Here is a 23,342-nt window from a genome sequence, read left to right on the forward strand (position 1 = left end):
GCGTTCAGGCGGCATCTGGCAGAGTCGCATGCCTCGCCCGCCGCCTGCGGTCGGCAGAGGCAGCAGGGCGCCCACCCCACTGGGGGCGAGCGCCCTGTCGTCGTACCCCCCACTCGACAAGGAGTGTCCGACGTTGGAGAACCCCGAACTCCTCACCGACCTCGAGGTCGCGAGCACGCACCAGTCCGCGGCGAGCAGAACCAAGACGGTGATGAAGAAGCTGCCGGAGGTCACCCTGGCCTTCTGGGTCATGAAGATCGCCGCGACAACGCTGGGTGAGACGGCCGGTGACCTTTTCGCGCAGACGCTGAAGCTGGGTTACTTCCTCACCACGATCGCCCTGTTCTTGATCTTCGTGGTGACTCTGGTCGTCCAGCTTCGATCGCGGCACTACAACCCGTTCTTCTACTGGACCGTGATCTTGTCGACCAGCATGGCCGGCACCACGATGTCCGACTTCATGAACCGTGACGCCAGCGCCAAGTTCTTGTCGAACGGCGCCACCTCGCTCGGCTGGGGCCCGCAGGGCCTGGGCCTGGGCTACCCGACCGGCGCGGCGATCCTGATCTCGATCCTGCTGGTCATCTTCGCGGTCTGGAAGGTATCCGGAATGACCTTCCAGATCCGCGACATCGTCACGTTCCGCGGCGAGGCCCTGTTCTGGTCGGCGATCCTGGTCTCCAACACCCTCGGCACCTCCATGGGCGACTTCCTGTCCGACAGCTCCGGCCTCGGCTACCTGGGCGGCGCTCTCCTCGTCTCTGGGGCACTCGCCGTCCTCCTCGCGCTGATGAAGGTGCCGATGGTGCCGAACGTGCTGCTGTTCTGGATCGCCTTCGTCCTCACCCGCCCGCTCGGCGCCACCGCCGGTGACTTCCTCACCAAGCCGGTCGCCAAGGGTGGCCTGAACCTCGGCACCGCCGGCTCCTCGGCCGTCCTGCTGGCCGTCCTGTTGGGCCTGATGGCCTACGCCCACGTGCAGGAGAAGAAGAACGCGGTGACGCTCTCCGAGCAGGAGCAGCCCCTCACCCGGCAGGCAGGGTGACCGTGAACCGGGCCCCTGGCGTGTGCCCAGGATCGTAGGACACCTCGCCGCCGACGGCGCGGGCCAGGCGCCGCGCGAGCGGCAGCCCCAGTCCCGCGCCGTCGTGCCCGTCCGTGGCGTCGGCGCGTCGACCTGGCTGGAACAGCTCGCCGGCGAACGCCTCCGGTACACCGGGCCCGTCGTCGACGACGTCGATCAGAACAGAGCCGGGCCTGCGGTGCGCGGACACGGTCACGCGCGAGTGGGCGTATCGGACGGCGTTGGTGAGCAGCGGGTTGACGATGCGTTCGAGCAGAGCCGGCGTGACGCCTGCCTCCAGCTGTGGACAGACCGCCTCCACCGTGGCCTTCACCGGATGCGGTGCGTCGAGCTGCTGGGCAAGACGGCGCAGAACGGGGACGACACCGGTCGTACCTGGGACCGTTGAAGGGGACAGGGGATTTTCGCGGGCGTCGTTCAGCAACGTGTCGCAGATCGTGAGCATGGATTGGGTGGCCTCGGCTATCACCTGGTGACTGGCGCGGGTCTCCTCGGCGGAGCGGGGGCGTCCCTGCCACCAGTCGAGTTCCATGATGATCCGGGTGAGCGGGGTGCGCAGTTCGTGGGACAACTCGCCGGTCAGCTGCTGCTCGTGACGCAGCACCGCGCGTATGCGGTCCAGCAGTGCGTCAAGGGAGCGGCCCAAGGCCGCGAGTTCGGCCGGGCGCTTCTCGACGCCGAAGCGGTCCACGGCGGCCACCGCGCTCCGCTGGGTGGCCTGCTCGGTCATGGCCCGCACGGGGTGCAGCGCCCGGCCCACCGAGAGGCGGGTCAGTGTATAAGTGCAGATCAGCATCACGCCGTCCAGGACGAGCGATCCCAGCAGCAGGGTGTCGGCCGAGTTCCGGTACGGAACGAGGTCCAAGGCCGTGACCACCGTGGCGGCGTGACGGCCGGATACGGGCCGGGAGCACAGGCGGACGGAGCGGGGACGGTCCGCGTGGACGGTCGCGCAGGCACGGCTGCCCTGTGCGGCGAGCCGGGCGGCGGCCCGGGTCAGCGGGCTGTCGGCCGCGGCGGGGGTCGGCTGTTCGAGCAGGTGGGTGCCGGCGTAGATCCAGACATTGGTGTCGAGGAGCTGGTCGTTGGCGGTCTCCAGCACGCGCACCCGCGGACCGTTGGTGTCGACGGTCGTGGCCACGGCGTCCGCACGGGTCCGCAGCTCGTCGTCCGCCTGGTGCTGCAGGTTTCGGTCGACCGTGGTGTTGAACACCACGGTCAGGACCGTCATCAGCAGTGCGGCGGTGGTCAGTGCGATGAGCGAGAGCCGGCCCCGCAGCGTGCGTGGAGCCAGGTGGCCCGGGAAAGAGCTCATGACAGCCGGTGGCCGATCCCGCGTGCCGTGCCGATGGTCAGAGTGCTGCCGACTTCGCGCAGCTTGCGGCGCAGGCGGGTCAGGTACTGGTCGAGGGTGTTGTCGCTGACCTGCGCGCCCTCGGGCCAGCCGGCCCGGGTCAGGTCGCGGCGGCGCACGAGGTCTCCGCTTGCGGCGACGAGCGCGGCCAGCAGTCGGAACTCTGTCGGGGACAGGGCGACGGGGGTGTCACGAACGATCACTCTGTGCCGGACCGCGTCCAGCGTCAGGTCTCCGACTGCGGCCGGGGAACGTGGAGAGGACCGCTTGAGTGCGGCTCGCAGTCTGGCGGCGAGTTCGGCGAGGTGGAACGGCTTCGGCAAGTAGTCGTCGCCCCCCGCCGAGAACCCGGACAGCCGGTCGGTGAGGTGGTGTCGCGCGGTCAGGAAGATCACTGGGGCGAGGAACCCGTTCGCGCGGAGGGCCTGGCACACATCCCGTCCGTCCGCGTCGGGCAGACCGATGTCCAGGACGGCTGCCGCGATGTCCGCCGTGGCCAGCCGCAGGGCGGTGGCGCCGTCGGCGGCGAGGACGGGGTCGAAGTCCTCGTCGTACAGGCCGCGGCGCAAGACGTCACGCAGGGCGTGATCGTCCTCGACGACCAGGATGCTGGGGCGCATGGTCCTCCTCCTCCGGCCGTGCGGCCGGGTGGGTCGTGTCGCTGAGGAAGGATGCGGGCAGCCAGTGGGCCGCGGCGCACAGGCACACTCCGAGCCAGCCGACGGCGAACAGCCAGCCGCCGACGACATCGGTGAACCAGTGCACCCCGAGGTAGACGCGGGTGAGTCCGACCAGCAGGCCCCAGCAGCCGACGGCGGCGCCAAGCGCCGTCCCGCCGCGCGGGGCCCGCAGGATCAGCGCCACGATCAGCAGCCCGGCGGTCAGTGCGGCCGTGGTGGTGTGCCCCGACGGGAAGGCCCAGCCGCTCGCGTGCGTGGCCCAGTCATCCCGCGGCGGGCGGGCCCGGTGGATGAGCTCCATCACGCCGTACCGAAGCGCCTGTCCCGCACCGAGGCAGGCAGTGCAGAGCGCGCAGGCGAGCAGCCTGCGCCGCACCGTCCGCACCATCACGACGCCCGCCAGCACGGCGAGGACGTACGGGATGACACCGGTTCCGGTGGCCGTCAGCCCGCGTGCCAGGGCCAGCGCAGCATCGGGGCGGTGGCCGACGGACCACGAGAGAAGGCCGTTGTCCAGCCACAGCGGAGCACCACCGCCGCCCACGACCACCATGGTCAGCACTCCCAGCGCCGTCCAGGCGCCGAGGCTCGCGCTGCACGCCAGCCCTGCGGCGTCCCTGCGGTTCACGGGGCAGCCAGGAGCGGACGCAGCACGGTGGCGGTCAGGTGACGGGCAAGTGTCTGCGCCCCCCGCCGCAACAGGATCATCGCAGCGAAGGCCACGAGCCCGCCCACGAGCACGCCGACCGCGATGTCGTGCGGGTAGTGCACGCCGACCCAGGCCCGGGAGGCCGCCATGGCGAGCGCGGCCACGGCCGCGACCGCTCCCAGGCGACGTGAGACGAACACCAACGCCACGGCGGTCGCCGCCGCGATCGCCGAGTGATTGCTGGGAAAGGACCAGTCACCCGGCGCCGGACACGCCTCCAGCGTCCTCATGTGCAGGCTCCGGCACGGCCTGTCCTCACGCACCACCAGCTTCAGGACGGCATCCACGCCGTACGCCAGGACCACGACCACCGGCGCGGCCAACGCCGTCACCGCTGTCACTGCTCCTGTCCGCCGGGCCTGCCACCAGCCCAGGACCATCAGCAGGGCGAACACCGCCAGCCCGTACGCCGACCACGTCGTCACCGCGGTGTCCAGCCAGCCGGGCGAGTGCCCCGCCAGGTCCACCACATCCGTGTACGCGGAGCCGTCGATCGAGGCTCCGCCGAACGCGGAGGTCATCCGCGCGCCTCCTTCGCCCTGGCCTGCCTGCGGTTGCGGTACAGCTCGGCGGCGAGCGGAACCAGCGAAACCACCACGATCAGCGCCACCAGCGGCAGCAGATAGCGGTCCACGCCGGGGATCGAGGAGCCCAGCGCGTATCCCGCCAGGGACAGGCCGACGCTCCACACCAGGCCACCGACGACCTGCCAGACGGTGAACACCCGGACGGGCACGTCCAGCGCCCCTGCCAGCGGGTTGAGGACGGTCCGCACCACCGGCACGAATCGCGCCAGGACGATGGCCTTCGCATGCCCGTACCGCGCCAGCAGCTCCTCGGCCCGCTTCGCCCCCTCGTGCAGCCGGGCGGACCGGCTGCGCGCGAGCAGGGCACCGCCCGCCCGGCGCCCGATCAGATAACCGCACTGCGCACCGGCCAGCGCGCCGAACGCCGCGGCGGCCAGCAGAGGGCCCAGGGACAGCCGTACACCGTGCTCCCCCGTGCCCGTGCACAGCAGGCCCGCCGTGAACAACAGGGAGTCGCCCGGCAGGAAGAAGCCGATCAGCAGTCCCGTCTCAGCGAACATCACCGCGCCGACACCCAGTACGCCGAAGGTGGCCAGCAGTGAGTGCGCGTCGAGCGGGTTCACGGCGAGCTGCGACGATAGAACCACGGGTGTGGTCATCGGCATGAGTCCTTTCCCTGCGGACAACCGGATGCATACCCTGACCGACTACAATTCTGTAGACGGTCTGCGTCACTGTAGACGATGGTGGGGTGAGAATCGTTCCCATGACCGACGCGAAGGACGAGCGCCGACCCGCGGGTGAGCTGGAGGCGGCCGTGATGGCCGCCCTGTGGGCTTCGGACATGCCGCTCACCCCGGCCCAGGTCCAGGCCAAGCTCTCCTCCGGCCTGGCGCGGACGACCGTGACGACGATCCTTTCCCGCCTGTATGAGAAGAGGACCCTGGAGCGGGAGCGGCAGGGCCGCGGCTACGCCTACCGCCCCATACAGGACCCGCACGGCCTGACCGCTCTGCGCATGCACGGCGAACTCGCCCGCGACAGCGACCGGGAGAGCGCTCTGGCCCGCTTCGTCGCCCAGCTCGGCCCGGACGACGAACAGGTCCTGCGGCGGCTGCTGGAGGAGGGCCTATGACGACCACGCTCCTGCTGATCCCGCTCCTTCTGCCCTGTGCGTCGCCTTTCCTGGCCCGCCGGATCCTCGACCACTGCTCGCCGGTGGGCGCCCTGTGGACCCTCACCGTCTCCGCGCTCCTCCTCGCAGCCGGTACCGTCGCGGCACTCGGCACCTTCGCGGTGACCGGCCTGCTCAAAATCCCGGCCTTTGCCGCGCTGGGCGAGCTGGTCCACCCTCTGCGGACGCCCTCCGAACGGCTGGTCCTGCCCGTGGCCGCCCTGGCCGCCGGTCTCCTCACGCTCGGCACCTTTGCGCTCGGGCGCTCGGCCGTGCGCCAGGCCGCGGGTCTGCGCACCGCCCGTTCCCAGGCCGAACGCCGGCCCGTCGCGGGTGACCTGTGCGTCGTCGACTCCCCGCACCCGGATGCCTACGCTCTGCCCGGCCGCCCGCACCGCATCGTCGTCACCACCGGCATGCTGCGTGCCCTGCGGCCGGACGAGCGGGAGGCCCTTTTCGCGCACGAGCGCGCCCACAACACCGGCGGCCACCGCTACTTCCTGGCTGCGGCGGAACTCGCCGCCCACTGCCACCCCGCCTTGCGACCGGTCCGTGAAGCGGTCCGGCTGGTCGCGGAACGCGCCGCCGACGAGGCGGCCGCCACCGCTGTCGGCGACCGGCGCCTGACCGCCCGCGCCATCGCCCGAGCCGCCCTGGCCGCGCACGCGGCGGACTCGGATCGCCCGGCGTTCACACCGGCGGCGACCACAGGCCCTGTGCCGCGGCGTGTAGCCGCCCTCCTGTCCCCGGCCGGACGAACACCGCGCATCGTGCCGTGGATCGCCGTTCTCCTGGCCGCCTGCGCGGTGATCTCCTGCGCCACTGCGGCGACCGGCGCACTCAGCGTCCACCAGGACATCGAAGTCGCCCAGGGCGAGGCAAGCCGCTGAAACGGGGGTCGTCCGCCGGGCGGTCGCGGCAGGGATGCCGGAATCGGTGTCACCACCGCTCACCACGTCAGGCGGTGAGCACCCCGGTGCCGAGCAGGCCGAACAGCAGCAGGCCGATGGCGACGCGGTAGATGACGAAGTGCCGGCTGGCGGTCAGCCGATCGCCGGGCCCGGGGGTTCGACATGTGCCAGTTCCGGGGTGTCGGTGCTGCAGTAGACGAGGCCGTCGTGGTCCACGTCGCATGGCGTGACCGTTCCGTCGTCGTACACGAGCCAGGCGAGCACCGGACGGCGTTCGATGCCATCGGCGCCAGGGGCGCCATCGGGCGGTGCGTCGATGCGGTAGCAGACCGTCCACCCCATCCCGGGTAGGGCGCCGACCACCTGCGGCCGTCGTTCGTACGTCAGGAAACCCGGGTGGCGGTCAGCACGGACGACGCGGCCCTTGTCCCCTTGGGCCGCGCCGCCCGTGCCGCATATGTAGCCGACGAGTTCCTCGTCCTCGCGTCGCCACTCCACGATGTCGCATGTCTCGACGCATCCGTTTCCGCGATCGACGAGTGCGACCCATCGCTGGCCTGAGGGGGGACACGAGGCTTCCACGGGAACCCCTTTCGACGGCTGGGCGGTCGGTCAGTCGGTGGTGGTCAGTCCGTCAGCCGGTCAGGTCCGCGCCATGTCCCCACCCACGCGGGACGGCGGTTGCGGTCGGCTCGCGGCCAACCGGCGGATGATCAGCGGGGTCACCAGGACGACCACCAGCAAGCGCAGACTCTGGACGGTGGAGACCAGGGCCACGTCCGCATGGGAGGAGACGGCTGTCGCGAGGACCGCGTTGATCCCTCCGGGTGTCGTGGCGAGATAGGCGTCGGTGAACGGTGTGCCGGTCAGGCCGGCGAAGACCCACGCCAGTCCGGCGCAGCCGAGGCAGACGACCGTCATGCAGATCAGGATCGGCGGCAGCAGGCGCCGCATGCTGCGGAGCGTCTGGCGGGTGAAACGTACGCCGACGTCCAGGCCGACGAGGACGAAGACGAAGTTCTGCAGCACGCCCACGGGCGCGAAGCCGGGCACGGCGCCGCTGAGAGTGGCGACGAGGGCGACCAGCATGGGGCCGATCAGCATGGGTGTGGGCAGTCGCAGCCGTCGGCCGGCCCAGGAGCCGGCGACGCAGACGGCCGCGAGGGCGAGCAGGCCGCTGAGCTGGTCCGCCCCCGCCACGAGGTGCGTGAGGCCGGTTCCGGTGATCCCGCCCCCGCCTGGGTGGCCCGATGCGGCCGATGGCCGGCCGGAGGTCATCCAGTGGGCGGCCAGCGGGGCGGTGATGGCGACGAGGCCGACGCGCAGGTACTGGGTGAACGCGACGAGCCGTACGTCGGCGTTGAGCTCGTCGGCACAGGTGACGATCGCGGCGGAACCGCCGGGCACCATACCGAGGACGGCGCTGGGCCGACTGATGCGGCCACGGCGGGCCAGAAGCCAGGCGATCCCGATGCTCAGCGCGATGGTGGCCGCGGTGACCACGGTCATAGGCAGGGCGACGGGGGCGGCGGAGACGAGGGCGGCCGGGGTGAGGTAGCTGCCCATGAGAGCGCCGACCAGCGCCTGTGAGGCGCGGCCCGCCGGCGCCGGCAGCCGGTTGCGGACCACCCCGCACAGCGCCAGGGCGGCGCCGGCCAGCAGCGAGGCCAGGAGGTAGGGGGCGGGAACGCCGAAGGCGGAGGCCGTGAGACCCGCCGCGTAACCCCCGGCGATGATCAGGGCCCAGCGTCCGACGGGAGCCGGGCGGGAGACGCGGAGCTCGGAGACTTGCGGGGCGGGCTTCGGCGCGGTGCTGGGCGAGCGCTCATGCGTTCGCTGCGGCGCGGAAGTCGGAGCCACGTTGACGCCTTTCGTCGGTTGACGGCATGTCCGTTGAACTCGACGCCTGCGGTGTAAGCAGGCACTTCCCACTGTGCCGCGTACGGACTGTGCGAACACTGAGAACGCTGAGTGAGCGCTGAGGAGACCCTGAGAGCCCGCTGAGAGCGCGCGGCCGACCAGCGCGTCGGCCCCTAGACTCGCAAGCGAGGATCAGCCTTCCGGCGGATCCGACCGATCGGCCACGAGGTGATGCGCGTGCGGGTGCTGGTGGTCGAGGACGAGCAGAACATCGCCGCCGCGGTGGATCGAGGGCTGCGCGCCGAGGGGTTCGGCGTCGACATCGCCGAGGACGGTGAGAAGGCCCTCCGTCTGGTCAGGCACCACGACTACGCCGTGATCGTGCTCGACCTGATGCTTCCGGGTCGTAACGGCTACGACGTCTGCCGCACGCTGCGCGCCGCGGAGATCGCTACTCCGGTTCTGATCCTGACGGCCAAGGACGGGGAGTACGACGAGGCGGACGCGCTCGATCTGGGTGCCGACGACTATCTGACCAAGCCCTTCTCCTTCGTGGTGCTGCTGGCCCGGATCCGCGCGCTGCTGCGCCGCAGCGCCCCGCAGCGGCCGCCGATTCTCCGTGCGGGTGATCTCTGGCTGGATCCGGCCGCCCACCGGTGCGGTCGTGGTGAGGAGACCCTCGACCTGACGCCGCGCGAGTTCGGACTGCTGGAGTTCCTGTTGCGCCACCCCGACACGGTGGTGAGCAAGACCGACCTGCTCGCTCAGGTCTGGGACGCGTGGTTCGAAGGCGACCCGAACATCGTCGAGGTCTACGTCGGCTACCTCCGGCGCAAGATCGACGCCCCGTACGGCCGGTCCGCCATCGAGACCGTGCGGGGCGTCGGCTACCGGCTGGACGGGAAGGGCGGCTGAGTGTCCCGGCGCCTTCTCGCCGACCGCCTGGCCTTCGCCCGGGTGCGACGGCTGACGAGAAAGCTGAGCCTGCGTACGCGGGTGACCATGTGGGCCACGACGGTCGTCGCCATCGCGATGGTCGCGGCCGGTCTCGGGCTGCTGCTCGGCCTCAAGTATTCGATGTGGCGCGATCTGGACACCACAGGGCGCCAGCGGCTGTCCGACGTCTCGGCTCTCATCAGGCACGACCAGTTGCGTTCCCTCATCCCGTCCAACGGAGGGGACGCCGACGTGGTCGAGGTGCTCGACGCCTCGGGGAAGGTACGGGCCAGTTCCGATTACGACACGGGCCCGGGCAGCCCCAGCGGGTTCCCGAACCCCCTTCCCCCGCAGGTCGTCGCGGGCCATGCCACGACCCTCCACGACCTCAAGATCGGCGACGGAGGGGACTTCCGCGTACTGGCCCGGCCAACCCGTATCGGGGACCGGCCCGCCACCATCGTCGTGGCGGTGTCCCTGGCCCAGGCCGAGCACACACTGTCCAGCCTGACCACCGGCCTCGTGATCGGTGTCCCCGCGCTGACGGCGCTGGTGGCGTGGACGATCTCGCTCACGGCCGGCCGCACTCTGCGCCCGGTGGAAACACTGCGCGGCCAGGCCGCGGACATCACCGCGACCGATCTGCACCGCCGCCTGGACCTGCCTGATTGTCAGGACGAGGTCCAGGCATTGGGCGTCACCCTCAACGACATGCTCGCCCGCCTCGACGAAGCCTCCGTCGCGCAACGCCGCTTCATCGCCGACGCCGCGCATGAACTGCGGAGCCCGCTGACCGCGCTGCGCGCCCAGCTGGAGGTCATGTCCAGTTACCCCGACCCGGACCGTGACCCACAGGTGGCCGCCGCCCTGCTGGAAGACATGGAGCGGCTGCACGACCTCGTCGAGGGCCTCCTCGCGCTGGCCCGCAGCGAGGATCCCACCCGGCCGCGATCACAGGCCGCGCGTGTCATCGACCTGGATGAGGTGGTGCTGGCCGAGATCCGTCGGCAGCGCTCCCTGGCCCGGGCGGAGATCGACGCCCGGCGGGTCTCGGGCGGCCGCGTACGGGGCGACGCCGAGGCGCTGCGCTGTGTCGTGCGCAATCTCCTGGACAACGCCCGCCGCCATGCCGAACGGCACGTCCGCGTGACCCTGGGCGAGAACGGCAGCACCGTGGAACTCACCGTCAGCGATGACGGATCGGGTATCCCGGCCGCGGACCGGACCCGGGTCTTCCAGCGTTTCACCCGTCTCGATGAGGCGCGCTCCCGGGAGGCCGGCGGCTCGGGCCTCGGCCTCGCCATCGTCGGCAAGGTCGTCACCGCCCATGGCGGCGTCGCCTACGCCGACCAGGACCCCGCCCCGGACGACGGCGGCCTCGGCGGAGCCCGCCTGGTGGTTCACCTGCCCGCCGCGCCTTCGCCGGATTTGTCCGTCGATCCGCCGCCCGCCCCGGACGGCCCCAAACCGGTCTGACCACATACGCCTCCGACAGTGTCCGGCGGCGGCGGTCGTGTTCCTTCCGCATGGGCGAACCGCTGATGTTCTCCACGCTGGAGAGGGGGGCCGTCAACGCTCGCTGCGGCGAAGTCAGGCCACGGCAGAACATGACGCAAACCACCCCAACCTTACGAAAGGGGCAGGTGCAGTGTCAGCCAGGCTCCCGGACCGCCGTCCTCCACACATGCCCGGCCGCCGTGATGAGTGGCCACCTCCCGCACGATCGCCAGTCCCAGTCCGGAGCCGCCGGCGTCCCGGCTGCGGGCGTCATCCAGCCGGGTGAACCGGTCGAAGACCCGGTCACGGTCGGCGGGCGGGATGCCGGCGCCGTCATCGCGGACGCACAGGACCGCCTCGTTTTCCGTGACGTCGAGGCTGACCTCCACGTGGTGGCGGGCGTACCGGACGGCGTTGTCGAGCAGGTTGCGTATGGCTCGGGACAGCGCGTCCGGGTCCCCGCGCACGCGTGCGGGGCGAACGCGGGCGCAGGCGACGGCCACACCGGGGCGGGAATGGAGCCGCCGGACCTCTGTCCGTACCAGGTCGTCCAAGTCGATCTCCGTCTCGCGCGGCACGCCTGCGGCGGCGTCCAGACGGGCCAGCCGCACGAGGTCGTCGACGAGCCGGCCGAGCCGTACCGTCTCCTCGAGCAACTCGGGCAGCCGGGCCGAGAAGCCGGCGCGGGGGTGCCGGGTGGCGGTCTCGATTTCCGCCCGCACGGCAGCCACCGGGCTGCGCAGTTCATGCGCGGCGTCCGCCACGAACTGCCGCTGCCGAGTGGTCGCTTCGTCGAGCCTGGCGAGCAGATCGTTGAGGGTGGCGCCGAGGCGCTGTATCTCATCCGTACGCGGCGGCAGGTCGAGTCGCCGGTGCAGGTCGGTGGCGGTGATCTCGGCTGCTTGGCCGCGCAGCCGCTCCACCGGCCCCAGGGCACGACCGGTGATGTGCCATCCGGCGGCGGCGATCAGGGCCGTAAGGACCGGGAGGCCGAAGGCCAGTTCGACGGTGAGCCGGGCGACGTTGTGTTCGACCGGGGCCGTGGCAAGGCCGACGTACACGGTTTCAGGGGCATGCGCCGGCCCCGCCGACACGGCGGCGACGCGGTACGTTCCCTGGCTGCCCAGGGGAATGCCACGAACGGTGTGGACCGATGGCTCGCTTCCCGGGGCGGCCGCGCTCGCGTGGAACAGCGCCGGTTCTCCGGCTACGTTGGCCGACGCCGCGATCACACGGCCACGGCTGTCGATCACTTGGGCCGCGTCGTCGCCCGCGCCGGAGGCGGGGAGCGGTTGGACGGCCCGGCCTTTGTCCAGAGCGGCGGCGATGATCAGCGCGCGCTGGCGGGCGTTGTCATCCAGGCTGTGGGTGAGCGAGGCGCGTTGGCTGACCACGAGCAGGACAGCCGCCAGGGACAGGCCGAGCGCGGCGACGACGGTGGCGGCGATCGTCAGCCGTATCCGCAGGCTGAACCCGTGCCCGCGGAAGAGCCGGTATCGCGGGACTGGTGCCGCCTCGGCTTTGCGGGATGCCGCGGACGCGGCGGGGTCCCGCACGGTTTCACCCGCCGTCACCGGCGAGGCGGTATCCCGCCCCGCGGACCGTCTCGATGGATCGCGCCCCGAAGGGCTGGTCGATCTTGCGGCGCAGATAGCCGATGTAGACCTCGACGACGTTGGGGTCCAGATCGTAGGGCTCCGCCCACACGTGGGCCAGGAGGTCCTGCTTGCTCACTACCTGTCCTTGATGGCGGACCAGGTATTCGAGTAGCGAGAACTCCCGCGTGGTCAGGTCGATGGAGACCCCGTCGCGCCGGCATGTGCGGGCCCCGGGGTCCAGGAGGAGATCGCCGGCCCGCAGTACGGCGGGGCGGGGGCGCCGCCCTCGCCGCATCAGAGCGTGGAGGTGGGCGGTCAGCACGATGTAGGAGAACGGCTTGGTGAGGTAGTCGTCCGCTCCGATGTCCAGGGCGTCCGCCTCGTCGTACTCACCGTCCTTGGCAGTGAGCATCAGGATGGGGGTCCAGTTCTTCGCGGCCCGGAGTCGTCGGCATACGTCGTAGCCGTTGACCCGGGGCAGCATGATGTCCAGCACGATGGCGTCGTAGCCGGTGTCGCCGGCCATGAAGAGTCCTTCTTCTCCGTCGGCGGCGAGGTCCACGGCGAACCCCTCGGCCGAGAGCCCGTGGGTCAGGGCGCGCCCGAGGGTGGGGTGGTCTTCGATGACGAGGACACGCATGCCGCCCGCTCCTTCCTCCCCTTTGTTCATGAATGTCCATATTCAGAGTAGGTGGCCGTGGCTGAAAGGAAGCTGAGAGGCTGCTGAGAATCCCGGGAGGGGTTCCGTGGCCCCCGTCACCTCCCCTCAGCTTCATCTCAGCCGCGGCGGCGCAGGATGCACATGTTCCGGATGGACGGTCCATGCGGAACCGGAAGTGAAGGTGATCATGAATACGCGCAGGAAGGCGGCACTTCTCGCCGCGTCCACGGCCGCCGTCGTCGCGACCGTTCTCGGAGGGGGCGCCGCCATGGCGTCCTCGGAGCCGGCTCATGCCGCGTCCTCGGTGTCCACCACGGTGCAGAAGCCCACTCCGCCGGGCCCCGGTGCGCACCAGTCCGGTGCGTCGAAGAGCGACGACGAACACGGGGAGCACGAGGAGAACGGAGAGCACGAGAACCAGTCGGACGGCCCCGGAGGCCACGCCGACCCCTCCGCCAAGACGAACCACGAGTTCCAGGGCAAGGAGTAGAAAGGGGCGTCGCCTGAGGCGGGCGGTCACGCCACCGCCCGCCTCAGGCGGGTGACGGCGGTGGCTCCATGGCCGGCAGCAACAGGGTGAAGGTGGTGGGTGCCGCCCGGGCGAGCGTGAGGCGGCCCCCCGCCGCCTCGGCCATCTCCCGTGCCAGCGTCAGGCCGATACCGCTGCCGGACCGGGAAGTCGTCGTGCCCCGCTCGAAGACGGCCCGCCGGTCGAGCGTCAGCGAGCCCTCATCGGACACATCCACGGCGGCCGCGCCGCCCATCTCGCGTACCGTGACCTCGACCGTGCCGCGGCCATGGCGCAGGGCGTTGTCCAGCAGGACGTCCAGAATCTGCTCTGCGGTGCGGTCGGGGATCCGCAGACCCTCCCCGCCGGGCTCGACACCGAAGTCCAGACGGCGGCCCTCAGCGGCGAACGTGCCGTACCAGCGGCGCTCCACCCCCTCGACCACCTCGGCGGCGGGCCGGGCGGTCGGGGGAACGCCGGGGCGTGGCGTCGCCCTGGCCAGCCGGAGCACCTCGTCCACAGTCCGCTGAAGATGCCGGACCTGCTCCAGGGCCTCCGTCACGGCCGCTCGCAGATCCGTGCCGGGGCCGGCGGCGGCCGCCTCCAGACCAAGTTGCAGGCCGGCGAGCGGGGTGCGGAGCTGATGGGAGGCGTTGGAGGTGAAGTGGCGCTCGTGCTCAAGCCATCGGGCCAGTTGCTCGACCATGGTGTTCTGGGTACGCGCCACCTGGTCGATCTCGGCGATCGCGCTGCTTTCGGCGCGCGCGGTCAGGTCCCCTTCCGCCACCGCTCCGGCCTTCGCCGAGAGCGCCTCCAACGGCGCGGTGAGCCTGCGCGCCTGCCGACGTGCCACCACGACGGCCGTGATGAGCGCCACCAGGGCGACACCGGCCAGGCCGAGCCAGGCCAGGGCGACGCGATGCCAGATCTGCGGTGTCCCGGACGAGGCGCGGACCACGCCGATCACCTGCTCCCCGGAGGGGATGGGCACGGCCACCACGATCTGGTGATCGCCGCGCCCCCGCGTCACCGCCCCGCCCCGGGCCAGGCGGGTGATCGCGTCCGCCTTCCTGGGACCGCTGCCGTCGCGCAGCCGCCCGGAGAGGTCGTACACCCCGACGTCGGTTCCCCGCTCATGGGCGGGCAGTTCCACATGGTCGCCCGCCACGAACTGCGGGGGCACATGGACCGCGGCCGCCAGGGCCACGCGCTCCAGCTCATCGCGCTCGTCCGCGAAGAAGGACGTCTGGATCCCGAACGCCAGCGGCGCGGCGAGGAGGACGAGCGCCACCAGCACCGCCATCACGGCCACTCGCATCACGCGCTGTCTCATACGCCCATCATGAGCGTGGGCGCCCTCGGTGAGGCCGAGACAGGGACGCCACCGGCCGGTTTTGCCGTCGTCTAACCCTCGTCGTGGCGAGCGTTTACCGCCTCCTCCCTAGCGTCGGAGACACCAACGGTTCGCCTATGTGGAGGACAACATGAGCAAGCGAGCCATCCTCGCCGTTCCCGCCGCCGTCGCCCTGACCACCGCGGTGGTCGCGGGCTGCGCCGGTTCCGGCGGGGGCTCTCACAGCGGTTCCAAGGCCTCTTCGGGGTCGTCGTCCACCCAGCGGACCGGCCCGGCTCCCACCGAGTCCAACCCGCCCGGCGATATTCCCGACAACCAGGTGTACGTCGCCTACCGGCCGCCCGCCGGCGGGCTCACGGTCAAGGTGCCCGAGGGCTGGGCCCGCTCCTCCACCCACGCGACCACCACGTTCAGCGACAAGCTCAACAAGGTCGAGATCGCCCAGACTTCCGCCGGGACCGCGCCCACCGTCCAGTCGGTGAGGGCACACATGGTTCCGGCCCTCCGCAAGCAGGCGCCGCACTTCGCACTCGGCGGTGTCACCACCGTCCACCGGAAGGCCGGGCCGGCCGTCCGGATCACCTACCGGACGGACTCGCCCCCCAACCAGGTGACGGGCAAGCGCGTGCGGGACTCGGTGGAGCGGTACGTGTTCTTCCACAACGGCCGACAGCTCGTCCTGACCCTGACCGGCCCGGTAGGCGCCGACAACGTCGACCCCTGGCGCATCGTCAGCGATTCGCTCCGGTGGCAGTGATGACCACCGCCTCCACGGCAGCCGCACGGGCCGACAGGGCGACCGCCCTCGACGCCAGGGAGCTCTATCGGTTCTTCCGCACCGGAGAGGAGGAGACCCTCGCGCTGCGCGGGGTGTCCCTCCACGTCCAGCGCGGCGAGACCGTCGCCGTCGTCGGCCCCTCCGGTTCGGGCAAGTCCACCCTGCTGGCATGCCTGGCCGGGCTGGACGAACCGGCCGGAGGCTACGTCCACGTCGGCGGGGAGCGGATCAGCCATCGCCCCGAGGCCCAGCGGGCCCGGCTGCGCGCCCGCCGCATCGGTGTCCTGCTGCAGTCCGGCAACCTCATCGCCCATCTGGACGTACGCGAGAACATCCGGATCGCCCAGGCCGCCGCCGGCCGCCGCGACGTGTCCGACATCGCCGCCCTGCTCGACGGGGTGGGCCTGAGCGGCCGGGCACACGCCCTGCCGCATGAACTGGCCGGCGGTGAACTGGCCCGCGCAGGGCTGGCCGTCGCCCTGGCCAACGACCCCGATGTGCTTCTCGCCGACGAACCCACCGGCGAGCTGGACGGACGGACCGAGCAGCGCGTGCTCGACCTGCTCAGGAGCCGGTCCGACGCCGGCCGCGGAGTGCTGGTCGTCACCCACAACACCCAGGTCGTCGGCTTCGCCGACCGGGTGCTCGTCCTACGCGACGGAAGGATCCAGCCGTGAAGGCCCCCGGCACCGGCCCCCTCGTCGACACCCTCGTCGACTGCCGCGACGCCGCCCGCACCTACGGCCAGGGCGAGAACGCCGTCGTGGCGGTGCACGGCGCGACCTGCCAGGTACGGACCGGCGACCGCATCGCCATCATGGGCCCCTCCGGATCCGGCAAGTCCACGCTGCTGCACCTGATGGCCGGACTGGAGCGGCCCACCAGCGGGAAGATCGGCTGGCCCGCCCTCGGCCGCCCTGCCACGGCTCAGGACATCGGCGTCGTCTTCCAGTCCCCGAGCCTGATCCCGGCCCTCGACGTGGTGGAGAACGCGACACTGCCGCTGGTCCTGTCGGGCACGGCGGAGCCCGAGGCCCGCCGGCAGGCGCTTTCCGCCCTCGATGCGGTGGGTGTCGCAGACCTTGCGGACAAGCTGCCCGAGGAACTCTCGGGCGGCCAGGCGCAGCGGGTGGCGGTGGCCAGGGTGCTCGCGCTGCGCCCGAGGGTGGTCCTCGCCGACGAACCCACCGGACAGCTCGACCGCGCGACCGGCCGCCATGTGATGGACGTCCTGCTGGACACCGCGGCCGAACTGGGCGCCGCGCTCGTGGTGACCACTCACGATCCCACCGTCGGCGAACGCCTCACCGAGCGCTGGCCCATGCATGAGGGGCGGCTGGCCACCACGGTCCCCGCCCCGGCCGTGTCCGCACCGCGGGCCGCGCCGCGGGCGCGGCCGAACGCGGCACAAGGAGAGACGTCGTGATCATTACCTGGCTGTCCGGGCTCATCCGGCACCGCAGTGGTCGGCTCCTCGCCGCCGCACTCGGTATCTCGCTGGCCGTCGCGCTGGTCGCCGCACTCGGCTCCTTTCTGACGGCCTCCAAGTCGACCATGACCGACCGTGCCGTGCGCTCGGTCGCGGTGGGCTGGCAGGTCGAAGTCCAGCCCGGCGCCAAGCCCGCCACGGTGCTGCACACCGTACGGTCCGCGCCCGGGACGCGCACCGCGCTCCCCGTCGGATTCGCGCACAGCACCGGCTTCCACGCCAGGACCGGCGGATCCACTCAGAGCACCGGCCCGGGGGTCGTGCTCGGCCTGCCACCCGGCTACCGCTCCGCCTTCCCCGGCGAGATACGGCAGCTCACGGGCAGCGCCTCCGGGGTGCTCATCGCCCAGCAGACCGCGGCCAATCTGCATGTCGCCCCCGGGGACACCATCACCATCGGCCGCCCGGGAGGCGGTCCGGCACATGTGAAGGTGGGCGGGGTGGTCGACCTGCCCCAGGCCGATTCCCTCTTCCAGAAGGTCGGCGCCCCACCCCAGACCCAGCCCACCGCGCCACCCGACAATGTCATCCTGCTGCCCGCCGCACAGTTCACCAGGACCACGGCGCCCATCAAGGCCGCCGATCCAGCGGCGGTCACCACACAGATCCATGTCGCCCGGGACGCCCGGCTGCCCGCCGACCCCGCCGCCGCGTACACCGCGGTGACCGGTGCCGCGCACAACACCGAGGCGCGCACCGCCGGTGGCGGGCTGGTCGGCGACAACCTCGGCGCCGCGCTCGACAGCGCACGCCAGGACGCCCTCTACGCCCAGATCCTCTTCCTCTTCCTCGGCGTGCCCGGTGCGGTGCTGGCCGCCCTGCTGACCGCGACGGTGGCCGGAGCCGGAGCCGACCGGCGACGGCGCGAGCAGGCCCTGCTGCGCACCCGGGGGCTCGGCTCCCGCAAGGTCGTCGGTCTCGCGGTGACCGAGGCGGCCGCCGTCGGCGTGGTCGGGGGCCTACTGGGCATCGGTATCGCCGCGGGCGTGGGCCGAGCCGCTTTCGGTACGGCGTCCTTCGGCTCCACCGCGGCATCGGCGGCCGGCTGGTTCGCGCTCGCCCTGCTGCTGGGGCTGGTCATCGCCGCGGCGGCCGTCCTGGTGCCCGCGGTGCGCGATCTGCGGCAGGGCACCGTCACCGAGGCCCGCCGGGTGGTGGGCCGGGCGGGCACACCGCGCTGGATGAAGTTCTACCCGGACCTCATCCTGCTGGCCGTGTCCTACTTCGTCTTCCGCGCATCCAGCTCCAACAACTACTCCCTGGTCCTGGCGCCGGAAGGCGTCCCCACCATCTCCGTGTCGTACTGGGCCTTCCTGGGGCCGGCCCTGCTCTGGCTCGGCTCCGCCCTTCTGCTGTGGCGGCTGGTGACGCTCGCCCTGGCCCACGGGCGGCGTCCGCTCGCCCGGCTGGTCCGGCCACTGACCGGTGCCATGGCCGGAACCACCGCGGCGAGTCTGTCCCGGCAGCGTCGCCCACTGGCCCGGGCCATTGTGCTGCTCGCGCTGGCCCTGTCCTTCGCCGTGTCCACCGCGGCGTTCAACTCCACCTACCGGCAGCAGGCCGAGGTCGACGCCCGGCTCACCAACGGCGCCGATGTGACGGTGACCCAGTCACCGGGCTCCCGCACCGGACCCAGCGCGGCCAACCCTCTGGCGGCGATCCCCGGGGTGCGCCACGTGGAACCGCTTCAGCACCGGTTCGCCTACGTCGGAGCTGATCTGCAGGACTTGTACGGGGTCCGGCCCTCCACCGTCACCTCCGCCACCTCCCTGCAAAACGCCTACTTCGCCGGCGGCACCGCCAAGAGCCTGATGTCCAAACTGGCCGCCCGGCCGGACTCCCTCCTGGTCAGCGAAGAGACCGTCAAGGACTTCCAACTGGCCCCCGGCGACACACTCAAGCTGCGGCTGCAAGACGCCCACACCAAGACGTTCCGCACTGTGCCGTTCCACTACGCCGGCGTCGTCAAGGAATTCCCCACCGCACCGCGCGACAGCTTCTTCGTCGCCAACGCCGGCTACATCGCCAAGACCACCGGCAGCGACGCGGTCGGCACCTTCCTGGTCGACACCGGAGGCGGCAACCAGAAGGCCGTCGCCGCGCGGCTGCGCCACCAGCTCGGCACCTCCGCGAAGGTCACCGACATCACCCAGACCCGGTCCCAGGTCGGGTCCAGCCTCACCTCCGTGGACCTGTCCGGGCTCACCCGGATCGAACTCGCCTTCGCGGTCCTGCTGGCAGCCGGCGCGGGTGGCATCGTCCTGGCCCTCGGCCTCGCCGAACGGCGCCGCACCTTCGCCATCGCCACCGTCCTCGGCGCCACGCGGCGGCAGCTCAGGGGACTGGTCCTCAGCGAGGCCGCCACGCTCACCGCTGCGGGCCTGGCCGGAGGCGCGCTCATCGGCTGGGCCCTGACACAGATGCTCGTCAAGGTGCTCACCGGCGTCTTCGATCCGCCACCGGAAGCCGTGGCCGTGCCCTGGTCGTATCTGGCCCTGACTCTGGCGGCGGCCCTCGCGGCCATCGTCGGCGCGGCGCTGAGCGGAGTCCGCAGATCCGCCCGGCCGGCCGTGGAAGAGCTGCGTGAACTCTGAGACGGCCCGTCCGCGCGTCCCGGGCGGCGAACGGACCTACGATGCGGAGCATGCGGACGACAGATGCCAAGAACGCGGTATCCGTACTGGTCATCGAGGACGACGACGTCATCGGACGGCACGTGGAGGCAGGGCTGCGGTCCAACGGCTACGCCGTGACCCGGACCCGCACGGGCGGCTCCGGACTGGTCGAGGCTCGTCGGCTCCCCACAGACGTCGTCCTCCTCGACCTCGGCCTCCCCGACATGGACGGCATCGACGTCGCCCGGCAACTGCGCGAGGCGCTCCCCGACGTCCTCATCCTCATCCTGACCGCGCGGAGCGAGGAGATCGACGTGATCGTGGGCCTGGACGCGGGCGCGGACGACTACCTGGTCAAACCCTTCTCCCTGACCGTGCTGCTCGCCCGGCTCCGGGCCCACCTGCGCCGCCGCCCGGCCGGCCCGCCCGGACCGAGTGAACCGGTCCGCATCGGCGACCTGACCGTGGACATCACAGCACGCCGCTGCCGGCTCGGTGACCGCGAGGTCGAACTGCGCCCGAAAGAGTTCGAACTCCTGGCCGTCCTCGTCAAACACCCGGGGCAGGCGGTTTCCCGGGAGACGCTCATGGCGCGGGTGTGGGACGAAAACTGGTTCGGCCCAACGAAAACCCTGGACGTCACCATGTCCTCCCTGCGTCGCCGACTGCACGCGGCCGCGGCCTCCTCGGCCGCCCCTCTCGCACTGCCCGAGTTCACGACACTGCGCGGACACGGGTACCGACTCGAACCGCCGGCGACTCAGGGAGAGGAGACTGGTGACATATCCCGGTGATCCTGGACACTCTTCTTCCAGACTGTGAGCCCAAGGTCCTGCGGCGTGTTGGCCCACGATGCGTGCACGCGTTCCGCCGGCGTCTCCCGGGTACAGGGCGCCGGGAAGGCTGTTGCGCCGTCCCGCCTGCCACCGCAGGCAATCTCCCGCCTCAGGGCGGGGACGCCTGCGGATGCCGACCGGGATGCGCCTGCTGCACCCCAGGACAGGAAACGGTCCGGCGCTTTGCTGCTCGTCCCGGCCCTGCTCGACGGGGGTCGCGGCCCCGCTCGGCACGCCGACCGGCCTGCCGGAGCTGGGGCCGGACTCACTTGGCGGGTGTGACCAGGCAACGATGTCGAAGCCAGACGTTCCTGCATGGCTGATCATGTCGCCTTACCGGACATGGCGATTCCGGCCCGATCGTCCTGCGCGGTGGTGTGCCGTTCGCTGTGGACGCGTCGGCTTGTGGCGTTCTGAGCGAGCGCGAAGCCGAGGACGAAGACTCTTTGGCGTTCGAGGCCGTAGGAGATCATGCGCTGGTTCCACAAGCTTCGGTCGAATTGGCTGTGGACGGATTCAGAGTCGCTTCGGTAGGGGTAGACCAGCTAGTGGGCGAGCGTCTGTTCAGGGATCTGCTGAAGGTATTCGGCACGATGGAAGTCACGCTCGACATCGCTGAGCCGCCGTTTGCCGGTCGAGCGATCCCAGGCTGATCGGTCGTCGGGTGTGGTGGTGATGCCGACTTGGACTCGGTGAGTGTGCTCACCGTGGCGGCAAGGGATACGTAGCAGGTGATACCAGCGGCTCTTGGCCTGGCCTTTGCGGTGTTCGATACGCGAAACGGGAGCCGGGACAAGGGCACTCGTTCCGTCGTCCAGCAGGATGCGCTCAGCGATGCGGCCTTGGTCACACCACAGATCGTGGCGGCAGCGTCCGTAGCGTAGGAGTTCGTAGGCGCGAGGCTTGACCGACCCGTGCTGCTTGTTGATCACGAGAAGGCCGAGGCGGGCGAAGCTGCCGCGGTGGACTCCCCGAAAGGCGCCGTCGTAGACGGTGCCCATGCAGCCGGGCAACTGTGGTCGGAGTGCGGGGGTCTGTCAAACGAGCGGTGTAACTGGGGTAGTTGGGGCTATTGACGGGCTGCGGAGAGGCGTCCGTCGAAGATGATGTCGAAGGCGTTGAGTGCGGTCTTCCAGCGCATGGTCCAGCGGGCTTGGCCCTTGCCGGTGGGGTCGAGGGACAGGATCGCCATGTAGATACACTTCAGGGCGGCTTGCTCGTTGGGGAAGTGGCCGCGGGCCTTGACCGCCCGGCGAATGCGCGCGTTGACGGACTCGATCGCGTTGGTGGTGCAGACGATGCGGCGGATCTCGGTGTCGAACCGCAGGAAGGGGGGGAACTCCTCCCAGGCGTTCTCCCACAGTTTCACGATCGCCGGATACTTCCGGCCCCAGGCGTCGGCGAACTCGGCGAACCGGTCCAGGGCGGCCTCCTCGGTGGGGGCGGTGTAGACGGGCTTGAGGAGGCGGGTGATCTTGTCCCAGTCCTGCCGGGCGGCATAGCGGAAGGAGTTCCGCAGCAGGTGAAGCCGTCAAAAATCAACATGGTGGTTATCCGCGCTTGTCTCTGTGATCTTCCGTATGCGGCTCGTGGACCGAGTTGAGGAGGTCGGCTGCTGTGGTGTGCCGGTGTTCGGAGGGGGTGATGGTGAGGCAGTAGGCGTCGAGGATCGGCAGGACGTCGTTGATCGCGTTCCACAGAGTGCTGCGGCAGACGCCGAAGAGCTCGGCGAGGGAGTTGAGGCCGCAGATGCGGCGCCGGTAGAGGATCGTGGCGAGAATCCGGTCACCGTCGGTGAGCTTCTGGCGGAAGACGCCTGCGCGGGTGCCCAGGCGCCGGTCGCCGCCGCGCTGGCGGTGACGGCGCTGTTCGATCGCGGCGGCGTAGGGCACGATCAGCTCTTCGAGCAGGGCGTTCAGTGCTTCGCGGCTCATGCCGGTCAATGTCGGGTCCGTCATCGCCTGGCGGGTCTGGGTCTTTGGGGCGTGCTCGGCCGGGTCGGCGCCGGTGGCCCAGGTGCGGAGGTCGTCGGCGCGGGTGAAGTAGCGCACGACGGTCGGCGTGATGCTGATCTTGTGTTCGTCCAGTAGCTGCCGGGTTGCCTTGATGGCCTGGCCGATGGTGACCGGGTTGATCCCGAGCAGGTCGCACAGCACCTTCTGCGGGCAGACCTGCCGGAGGTAGATGACGGTGATCAGGACCTCGTCCGCGTCCGACAGCAGCGATCGGCTGCGGCCGGTGGTCGCGACGCGCCGCCCGCCGCGCAGTACGTAGCGGTGCTGTTCAGCCCGTGCTTGCTGGTCCGGGGCCAACCGGGCTCCCAGTGCGCCGAGTTCGTTGGCGGTCATGCCGGTCAGGCGGGGGTCGGCGAGCATGTGCAGGGTTTGTGTGCGCGCTGCGGCCCGTTCGTCGGAGCGCGGTGCGGGGGCGGCGTCGCCGGTCGGGGCGATGCTGTAGTTCCACTGGCCGTGGTCGGCGTGTGCGGTGATCGGCAGGGCCTGCACCTGGTCGCGGCTGACCGCGATGCCGGTCGGGTAGGAGTCCTGGTCCAGGGCGGCTTCGACCCGCAGCCCGGTCCGAGTGGTGGTCGCGGCGATCGTGTTGAGGACGACCTCGTGGCTGGTCAGTGGCCTGCCACGCCAGTTCATGGTGATGTGCGAGAACAGCCGGTGCTCAATCTTGTTCCAGTGTGTCCTGAATGCAGAGGGGAACTCGATGTAGGACGAGTTTCTTGAAGTAGTGCTGCGTGACCGATGAAGGATTGGCCCTTC

At 70.9% G+C, this 23,342-nt stretch carries 23 protein-coding genes and 2 pseudogenes; 11 read left to right on the forward strand and 14 right to left on the reverse strand.

Annotated elements, in window-relative coordinates:
- Positions 1 to 133: 133 nt before the first annotated feature.
- Complete coding sequence (locus ABZU99_RS15510; protein ID WP_355944899.1) at positions 134 to 1,045, forward strand: hypothetical protein; 912 nt, start codon at positions 134 to 136, stop codon at positions 1,043 to 1,045.
- On the opposite strand, the gene ABZU99_RS15515 is transcribed toward ABZU99_RS15510, so the two are convergent.
- Genes ABZU99_RS15515 through ABZU99_RS15535 form a run of 5 tightly spaced genes read right to left on the reverse strand, consistent with a single transcriptional unit; the run spans position 1,026 to position 5,013 of the window.
- Positions 1,026 to 2,399: a HAMP domain-containing sensor histidine kinase gene (locus ABZU99_RS15515; RefSeq protein WP_355944897.1), complete on the reverse strand. Its 1,374-nt coding sequence runs from the start codon at positions 2,397 to 2,399 to the stop codon at positions 1,026 to 1,028. The genes ABZU99_RS15510 and ABZU99_RS15515 overlap by 20 nt on opposite strands.
- Entirely contained in the window at positions 2,396 to 3,058 is a 663-nt protein-coding gene (locus tag ABZU99_RS15520; RefSeq protein ID WP_355944895.1) for a response regulator transcription factor, read from the reverse strand. Before ABZU99_RS15520 ends, ABZU99_RS15515 begins: the two co-directional genes overlap by 4 nt.
- Positions 3,012 to 3,746 carry a phosphatase PAP2 family protein gene (locus ABZU99_RS15525; RefSeq protein ID WP_355944893.1) on the reverse strand — a complete coding sequence of 245 codons (735 nt, stop codon included), beginning with the start codon at positions 3,744 to 3,746 and terminating at the stop codon, positions 3,012 to 3,014. Before ABZU99_RS15525 ends, ABZU99_RS15520 begins: the two co-directional genes overlap by 47 nt.
- Positions 3,743 to 4,348 carry a phosphatase PAP2 family protein gene (locus tag ABZU99_RS15530; RefSeq protein WP_355944891.1) on the reverse strand — a complete coding sequence of 202 codons (606 nt, stop codon included), beginning with the start codon at positions 4,346 to 4,348 and terminating at the stop codon, positions 3,743 to 3,745. The genes ABZU99_RS15525 and ABZU99_RS15530 overlap by 4 nt, the downstream gene beginning before the upstream one ends.
- The gene (locus tag ABZU99_RS15535) at positions 4,345 to 5,013 is read right to left on the reverse strand and encodes a DedA family protein (RefSeq protein WP_355944889.1); all 669 of its coding nucleotides are present in this window, start codon (positions 5,011 to 5,013) and stop codon (positions 4,345 to 4,347) included. The genes ABZU99_RS15530 and ABZU99_RS15535 overlap by 4 nt, the downstream gene beginning before the upstream one ends.
- 107 nt (positions 5,014 to 5,120) lie before the next feature.
- Between ABZU99_RS15535 and ABZU99_RS15540 the strand changes: the two genes are divergently transcribed.
- Entirely contained in the window at positions 5,121 to 5,489 is a 369-nt protein-coding gene (locus tag ABZU99_RS15540; RefSeq protein ID WP_355944887.1) for a BlaI/MecI/CopY family transcriptional regulator, read from the forward strand.
- Positions 5,486 to 6,418 carry a M48 family metalloprotease gene (locus ABZU99_RS15545; protein WP_355944885.1) on the forward strand — a complete coding sequence of 311 codons (933 nt, stop codon included), beginning with the start codon at positions 5,486 to 5,488 and terminating at the stop codon, positions 6,416 to 6,418. Before ABZU99_RS15540 ends, ABZU99_RS15545 begins: the two co-directional genes overlap by 4 nt.
- A gap of 153 nt (positions 6,419 to 6,571) precedes the next feature.
- On the opposite strand, the gene ABZU99_RS15550 is transcribed toward ABZU99_RS15545, so the two are convergent.
- Both ABZU99_RS15550 and ABZU99_RS15555 read right to left on the reverse strand, forming a co-directional pair.
- Entirely contained in the window at positions 6,572 to 6,937 is a 366-nt protein-coding gene (locus ABZU99_RS15550) for a hypothetical protein (protein WP_355944883.1), read from the reverse strand.
- Positions 6,938 to 7,081: 144 nt separating this feature from the next.
- Positions 7,082 to 8,299 carry an AbrB family transcriptional regulator gene (locus ABZU99_RS15555; protein WP_355944881.1) on the reverse strand — a complete coding sequence of 406 codons (1,218 nt, stop codon included), beginning with the start codon at positions 8,297 to 8,299 and terminating at the stop codon, positions 7,082 to 7,084.
- Positions 8,300 to 8,536: 237 nt separating this feature from the next.
- Here ABZU99_RS15555 and ABZU99_RS15560 point away from each other — a divergent pair, with 237 nt between their 5' ends.
- Together ABZU99_RS15560 and ABZU99_RS15565 are read left to right on the forward strand one after the other, a co-directional pair.
- Positions 8,537 to 9,214 carry a response regulator transcription factor gene (locus tag ABZU99_RS15560; protein WP_355944879.1) on the forward strand — a complete coding sequence of 226 codons (678 nt, stop codon included), beginning with the start codon at positions 8,537 to 8,539 and terminating at the stop codon, positions 9,212 to 9,214.
- Positions 9,215 to 10,711, forward strand: coding sequence for an ATP-binding protein (locus ABZU99_RS15565; RefSeq protein WP_355944877.1), 1,497 nt, complete (start codon positions 9,215 to 9,217; stop codon positions 10,709 to 10,711).
- Positions 10,712 to 10,863: 152 nt separating this feature from the next.
- Here ABZU99_RS15565 and ABZU99_RS15570 read toward each other — a convergent pair whose 3' ends face one another.
- Both ABZU99_RS15570 and ABZU99_RS15575 read right to left on the reverse strand, forming a co-directional pair.
- Entirely contained in the window at positions 10,864 to 12,306 is a 1,443-nt protein-coding gene (locus ABZU99_RS15570; RefSeq protein WP_355944875.1) for an ATP-binding protein, read from the reverse strand.
- Positions 12,293 to 12,970, reverse strand: a complete 678-nt coding sequence (locus ABZU99_RS15575; protein ID WP_355944873.1) for a response regulator transcription factor — start codon at positions 12,968 to 12,970, stop codon at positions 12,293 to 12,295. Before ABZU99_RS15575 ends, ABZU99_RS15570 begins: the two co-directional genes overlap by 14 nt.
- Before the next feature lie 208 nt (positions 12,971 to 13,178).
- On the opposite strand from ABZU99_RS15575, the gene ABZU99_RS15580 reads away from it, so the two are divergent.
- Entirely contained in the window at positions 13,179 to 13,481 is a 303-nt protein-coding gene (locus ABZU99_RS15580) for a hypothetical protein (RefSeq protein WP_355944871.1), read from the forward strand.
- Positions 13,482 to 13,524: 43 nt separating this feature from the next.
- On the opposite strand, the gene ABZU99_RS15585 is transcribed toward ABZU99_RS15580, so the two are convergent.
- The gene (locus ABZU99_RS15585; RefSeq protein ID WP_355944869.1) at positions 13,525 to 14,832 is read right to left on the reverse strand and encodes a HAMP domain-containing sensor histidine kinase; all 1,308 of its coding nucleotides are present in this window, start codon (positions 14,830 to 14,832) and stop codon (positions 13,525 to 13,527) included.
- A gap of 151 nt (positions 14,833 to 14,983) precedes the next feature.
- Here ABZU99_RS15585 and ABZU99_RS15590 point away from each other — a divergent pair, with 151 nt between their 5' ends.
- Genes ABZU99_RS15590 through ABZU99_RS15610 form a run of 5 tightly spaced genes read left to right on the forward strand, consistent with a single transcriptional unit; the run spans position 14,984 to position 20,529 of the window.
- Positions 14,984 to 15,610, forward strand: coding sequence for a hypothetical protein (locus ABZU99_RS15590; protein ID WP_355944867.1), 627 nt, complete (start codon positions 14,984 to 14,986; stop codon positions 15,608 to 15,610).
- Positions 15,610 to 16,308, forward strand: a complete 699-nt coding sequence (locus ABZU99_RS15595; RefSeq protein ID WP_355944865.1) for an ATP-binding cassette domain-containing protein — start codon at positions 15,610 to 15,612, stop codon at positions 16,306 to 16,308. The genes ABZU99_RS15590 and ABZU99_RS15595 overlap by 1 nt, the downstream gene beginning before the upstream one ends.
- A complete protein-coding gene (locus ABZU99_RS15600) occupies positions 16,305 to 17,057 on the forward strand; it encodes an ABC transporter ATP-binding protein (RefSeq protein WP_355944863.1) in 753 nt (250 codons plus the stop codon). The genes ABZU99_RS15595 and ABZU99_RS15600 overlap by 4 nt, the downstream gene beginning before the upstream one ends.
- Positions 17,054 to 19,714 (forward strand): FtsX-like permease family protein, encoded by a 2,661-nt coding sequence (locus tag ABZU99_RS15605; protein ID WP_356043351.1) that lies wholly within the window; start codon positions 17,054 to 17,056, stop codon positions 19,712 to 19,714. The genes ABZU99_RS15600 and ABZU99_RS15605 overlap by 4 nt, the downstream gene beginning before the upstream one ends.
- A gap of 50 nt (positions 19,715 to 19,764) precedes the next feature.
- Entirely contained in the window at positions 19,765 to 20,529 is a 765-nt protein-coding gene (locus ABZU99_RS15610; RefSeq protein ID WP_355944859.1) for a response regulator transcription factor, read from the forward strand.
- A gap of 365 nt (positions 20,530 to 20,894) precedes the next feature.
- On the opposite strand, the gene ABZU99_RS15615 is transcribed toward ABZU99_RS15610, so the two are convergent.
- From ABZU99_RS15615 to ABZU99_RS15630, 4 genes and pseudogenes are all read right to left on the reverse strand, one after another.
- Positions 20,895 to 21,044 (reverse strand): hypothetical protein, encoded by a 150-nt coding sequence (locus ABZU99_RS15615; RefSeq protein ID WP_355944857.1) that lies wholly within the window; start codon positions 21,042 to 21,044, stop codon positions 20,895 to 20,897.
- Between the two features lie 72 nt (positions 21,045 to 21,116).
- On the reverse strand, positions 21,117 to 21,572 hold the full coding sequence (locus tag ABZU99_RS15620) for a hypothetical protein (protein ID WP_355944855.1): 456 nt from the start codon (positions 21,570 to 21,572) through the stop codon (positions 21,117 to 21,119).
- 68 nt (positions 21,573 to 21,640) lie between these two features.
- Positions 21,641 to 22,099: pseudogene (locus tag ABZU99_RS15625) on the reverse strand (transposase); the annotation flags it as partial.
- 913 nt (positions 22,100 to 23,012) lie between these two features.
- Positions 23,013 to 23,264, reverse strand: a pseudogene (locus ABZU99_RS15630) (ISAzo13 family transposase); the annotation flags it as partial.
- Positions 23,265 to 23,342: the final 78 nt, after the last annotated feature.

Origin of the sequence: Streptomyces sp. NPDC005266 (assembly GCF_040607655.1) — a bacterium.
GTDB lineage: Bacteria > Actinomycetota > Actinomycetes > Streptomycetales > Streptomycetaceae > Streptomyces.

What these genes read in the sequence shown, in the direction of transcription:
- ABZU99_RS15575 (WP_355944873.1), bottom strand. Translation starts at nt 12,970, where the DNA reads ATGCGTGTCCTCGTCATCGAAGACCACCCCACCCTCGGGCGCGCCCTG.
- ABZU99_RS15595 (WP_355944865.1), top strand. Translation starts at nt 15,610, where the DNA reads ATGACCACCGCCTCCACGGCAGCCGCACGGGCCGACAGGGCGACCGCC.
- ABZU99_RS15520 (WP_355944895.1), bottom strand. Translation starts at nt 3,058, where the DNA reads ATGCGCCCCAGCATCCTGGTCGTCGAGGACGATCACGCCCTGCGTGAC.
- ABZU99_RS15535 (WP_355944889.1), bottom strand. Translation starts at nt 5,013, where the DNA reads ATGACCACACCCGTGGTTCTATCGTCGCAGCTCGCCGTGAACCCGCTC.
- ABZU99_RS15615 (WP_355944857.1), bottom strand. Translation starts at nt 21,044, where the DNA reads ATGATCTCCTACGGCCTCGAACGCCAAAGAGTCTTCGTCCTCGGCTTC.
- ABZU99_RS15530 (WP_355944891.1), bottom strand. Translation starts at nt 4,348, where the DNA reads ATGACCTCCGCGTTCGGCGGAGCCTCGATCGACGGCTCCGCGTACACG.
- ABZU99_RS15620 (WP_355944855.1), bottom strand. Translation starts at nt 21,572, where the DNA reads ATGGGCACCGTCTACGACGGCGCCTTTCGGGGAGTCCACCGCGGCAGC.
- ABZU99_RS15590 (WP_355944867.1), top strand. Translation starts at nt 14,984, where the DNA reads ATGAGCAAGCGAGCCATCCTCGCCGTTCCCGCCGCCGTCGCCCTGACC.
- ABZU99_RS15540 (WP_355944887.1), top strand. Translation starts at nt 5,121, where the DNA reads ATGACCGACGCGAAGGACGAGCGCCGACCCGCGGGTGAGCTGGAGGCG.
- ABZU99_RS15610 (WP_355944859.1), top strand. Translation starts at nt 19,765, where the DNA reads ATGCGGACGACAGATGCCAAGAACGCGGTATCCGTACTGGTCATCGAG.
- ABZU99_RS15545 (WP_355944885.1), top strand. Translation starts at nt 5,486, where the DNA reads ATGACGACCACGCTCCTGCTGATCCCGCTCCTTCTGCCCTGTGCGTCG.
- ABZU99_RS15580 (WP_355944871.1), top strand. Translation starts at nt 13,179, where the DNA reads ATGAATACGCGCAGGAAGGCGGCACTTCTCGCCGCGTCCACGGCCGCC.
- ABZU99_RS15515 (WP_355944897.1), bottom strand. Translation starts at nt 2,399, where the DNA reads ATGAGCTCTTTCCCGGGCCACCTGGCTCCACGCACGCTGCGGGGCCGG.
- ABZU99_RS15585 (WP_355944869.1), bottom strand. Translation starts at nt 14,832, where the DNA reads ATGAGACAGCGCGTGATGCGAGTGGCCGTGATGGCGGTGCTGGTGGCG.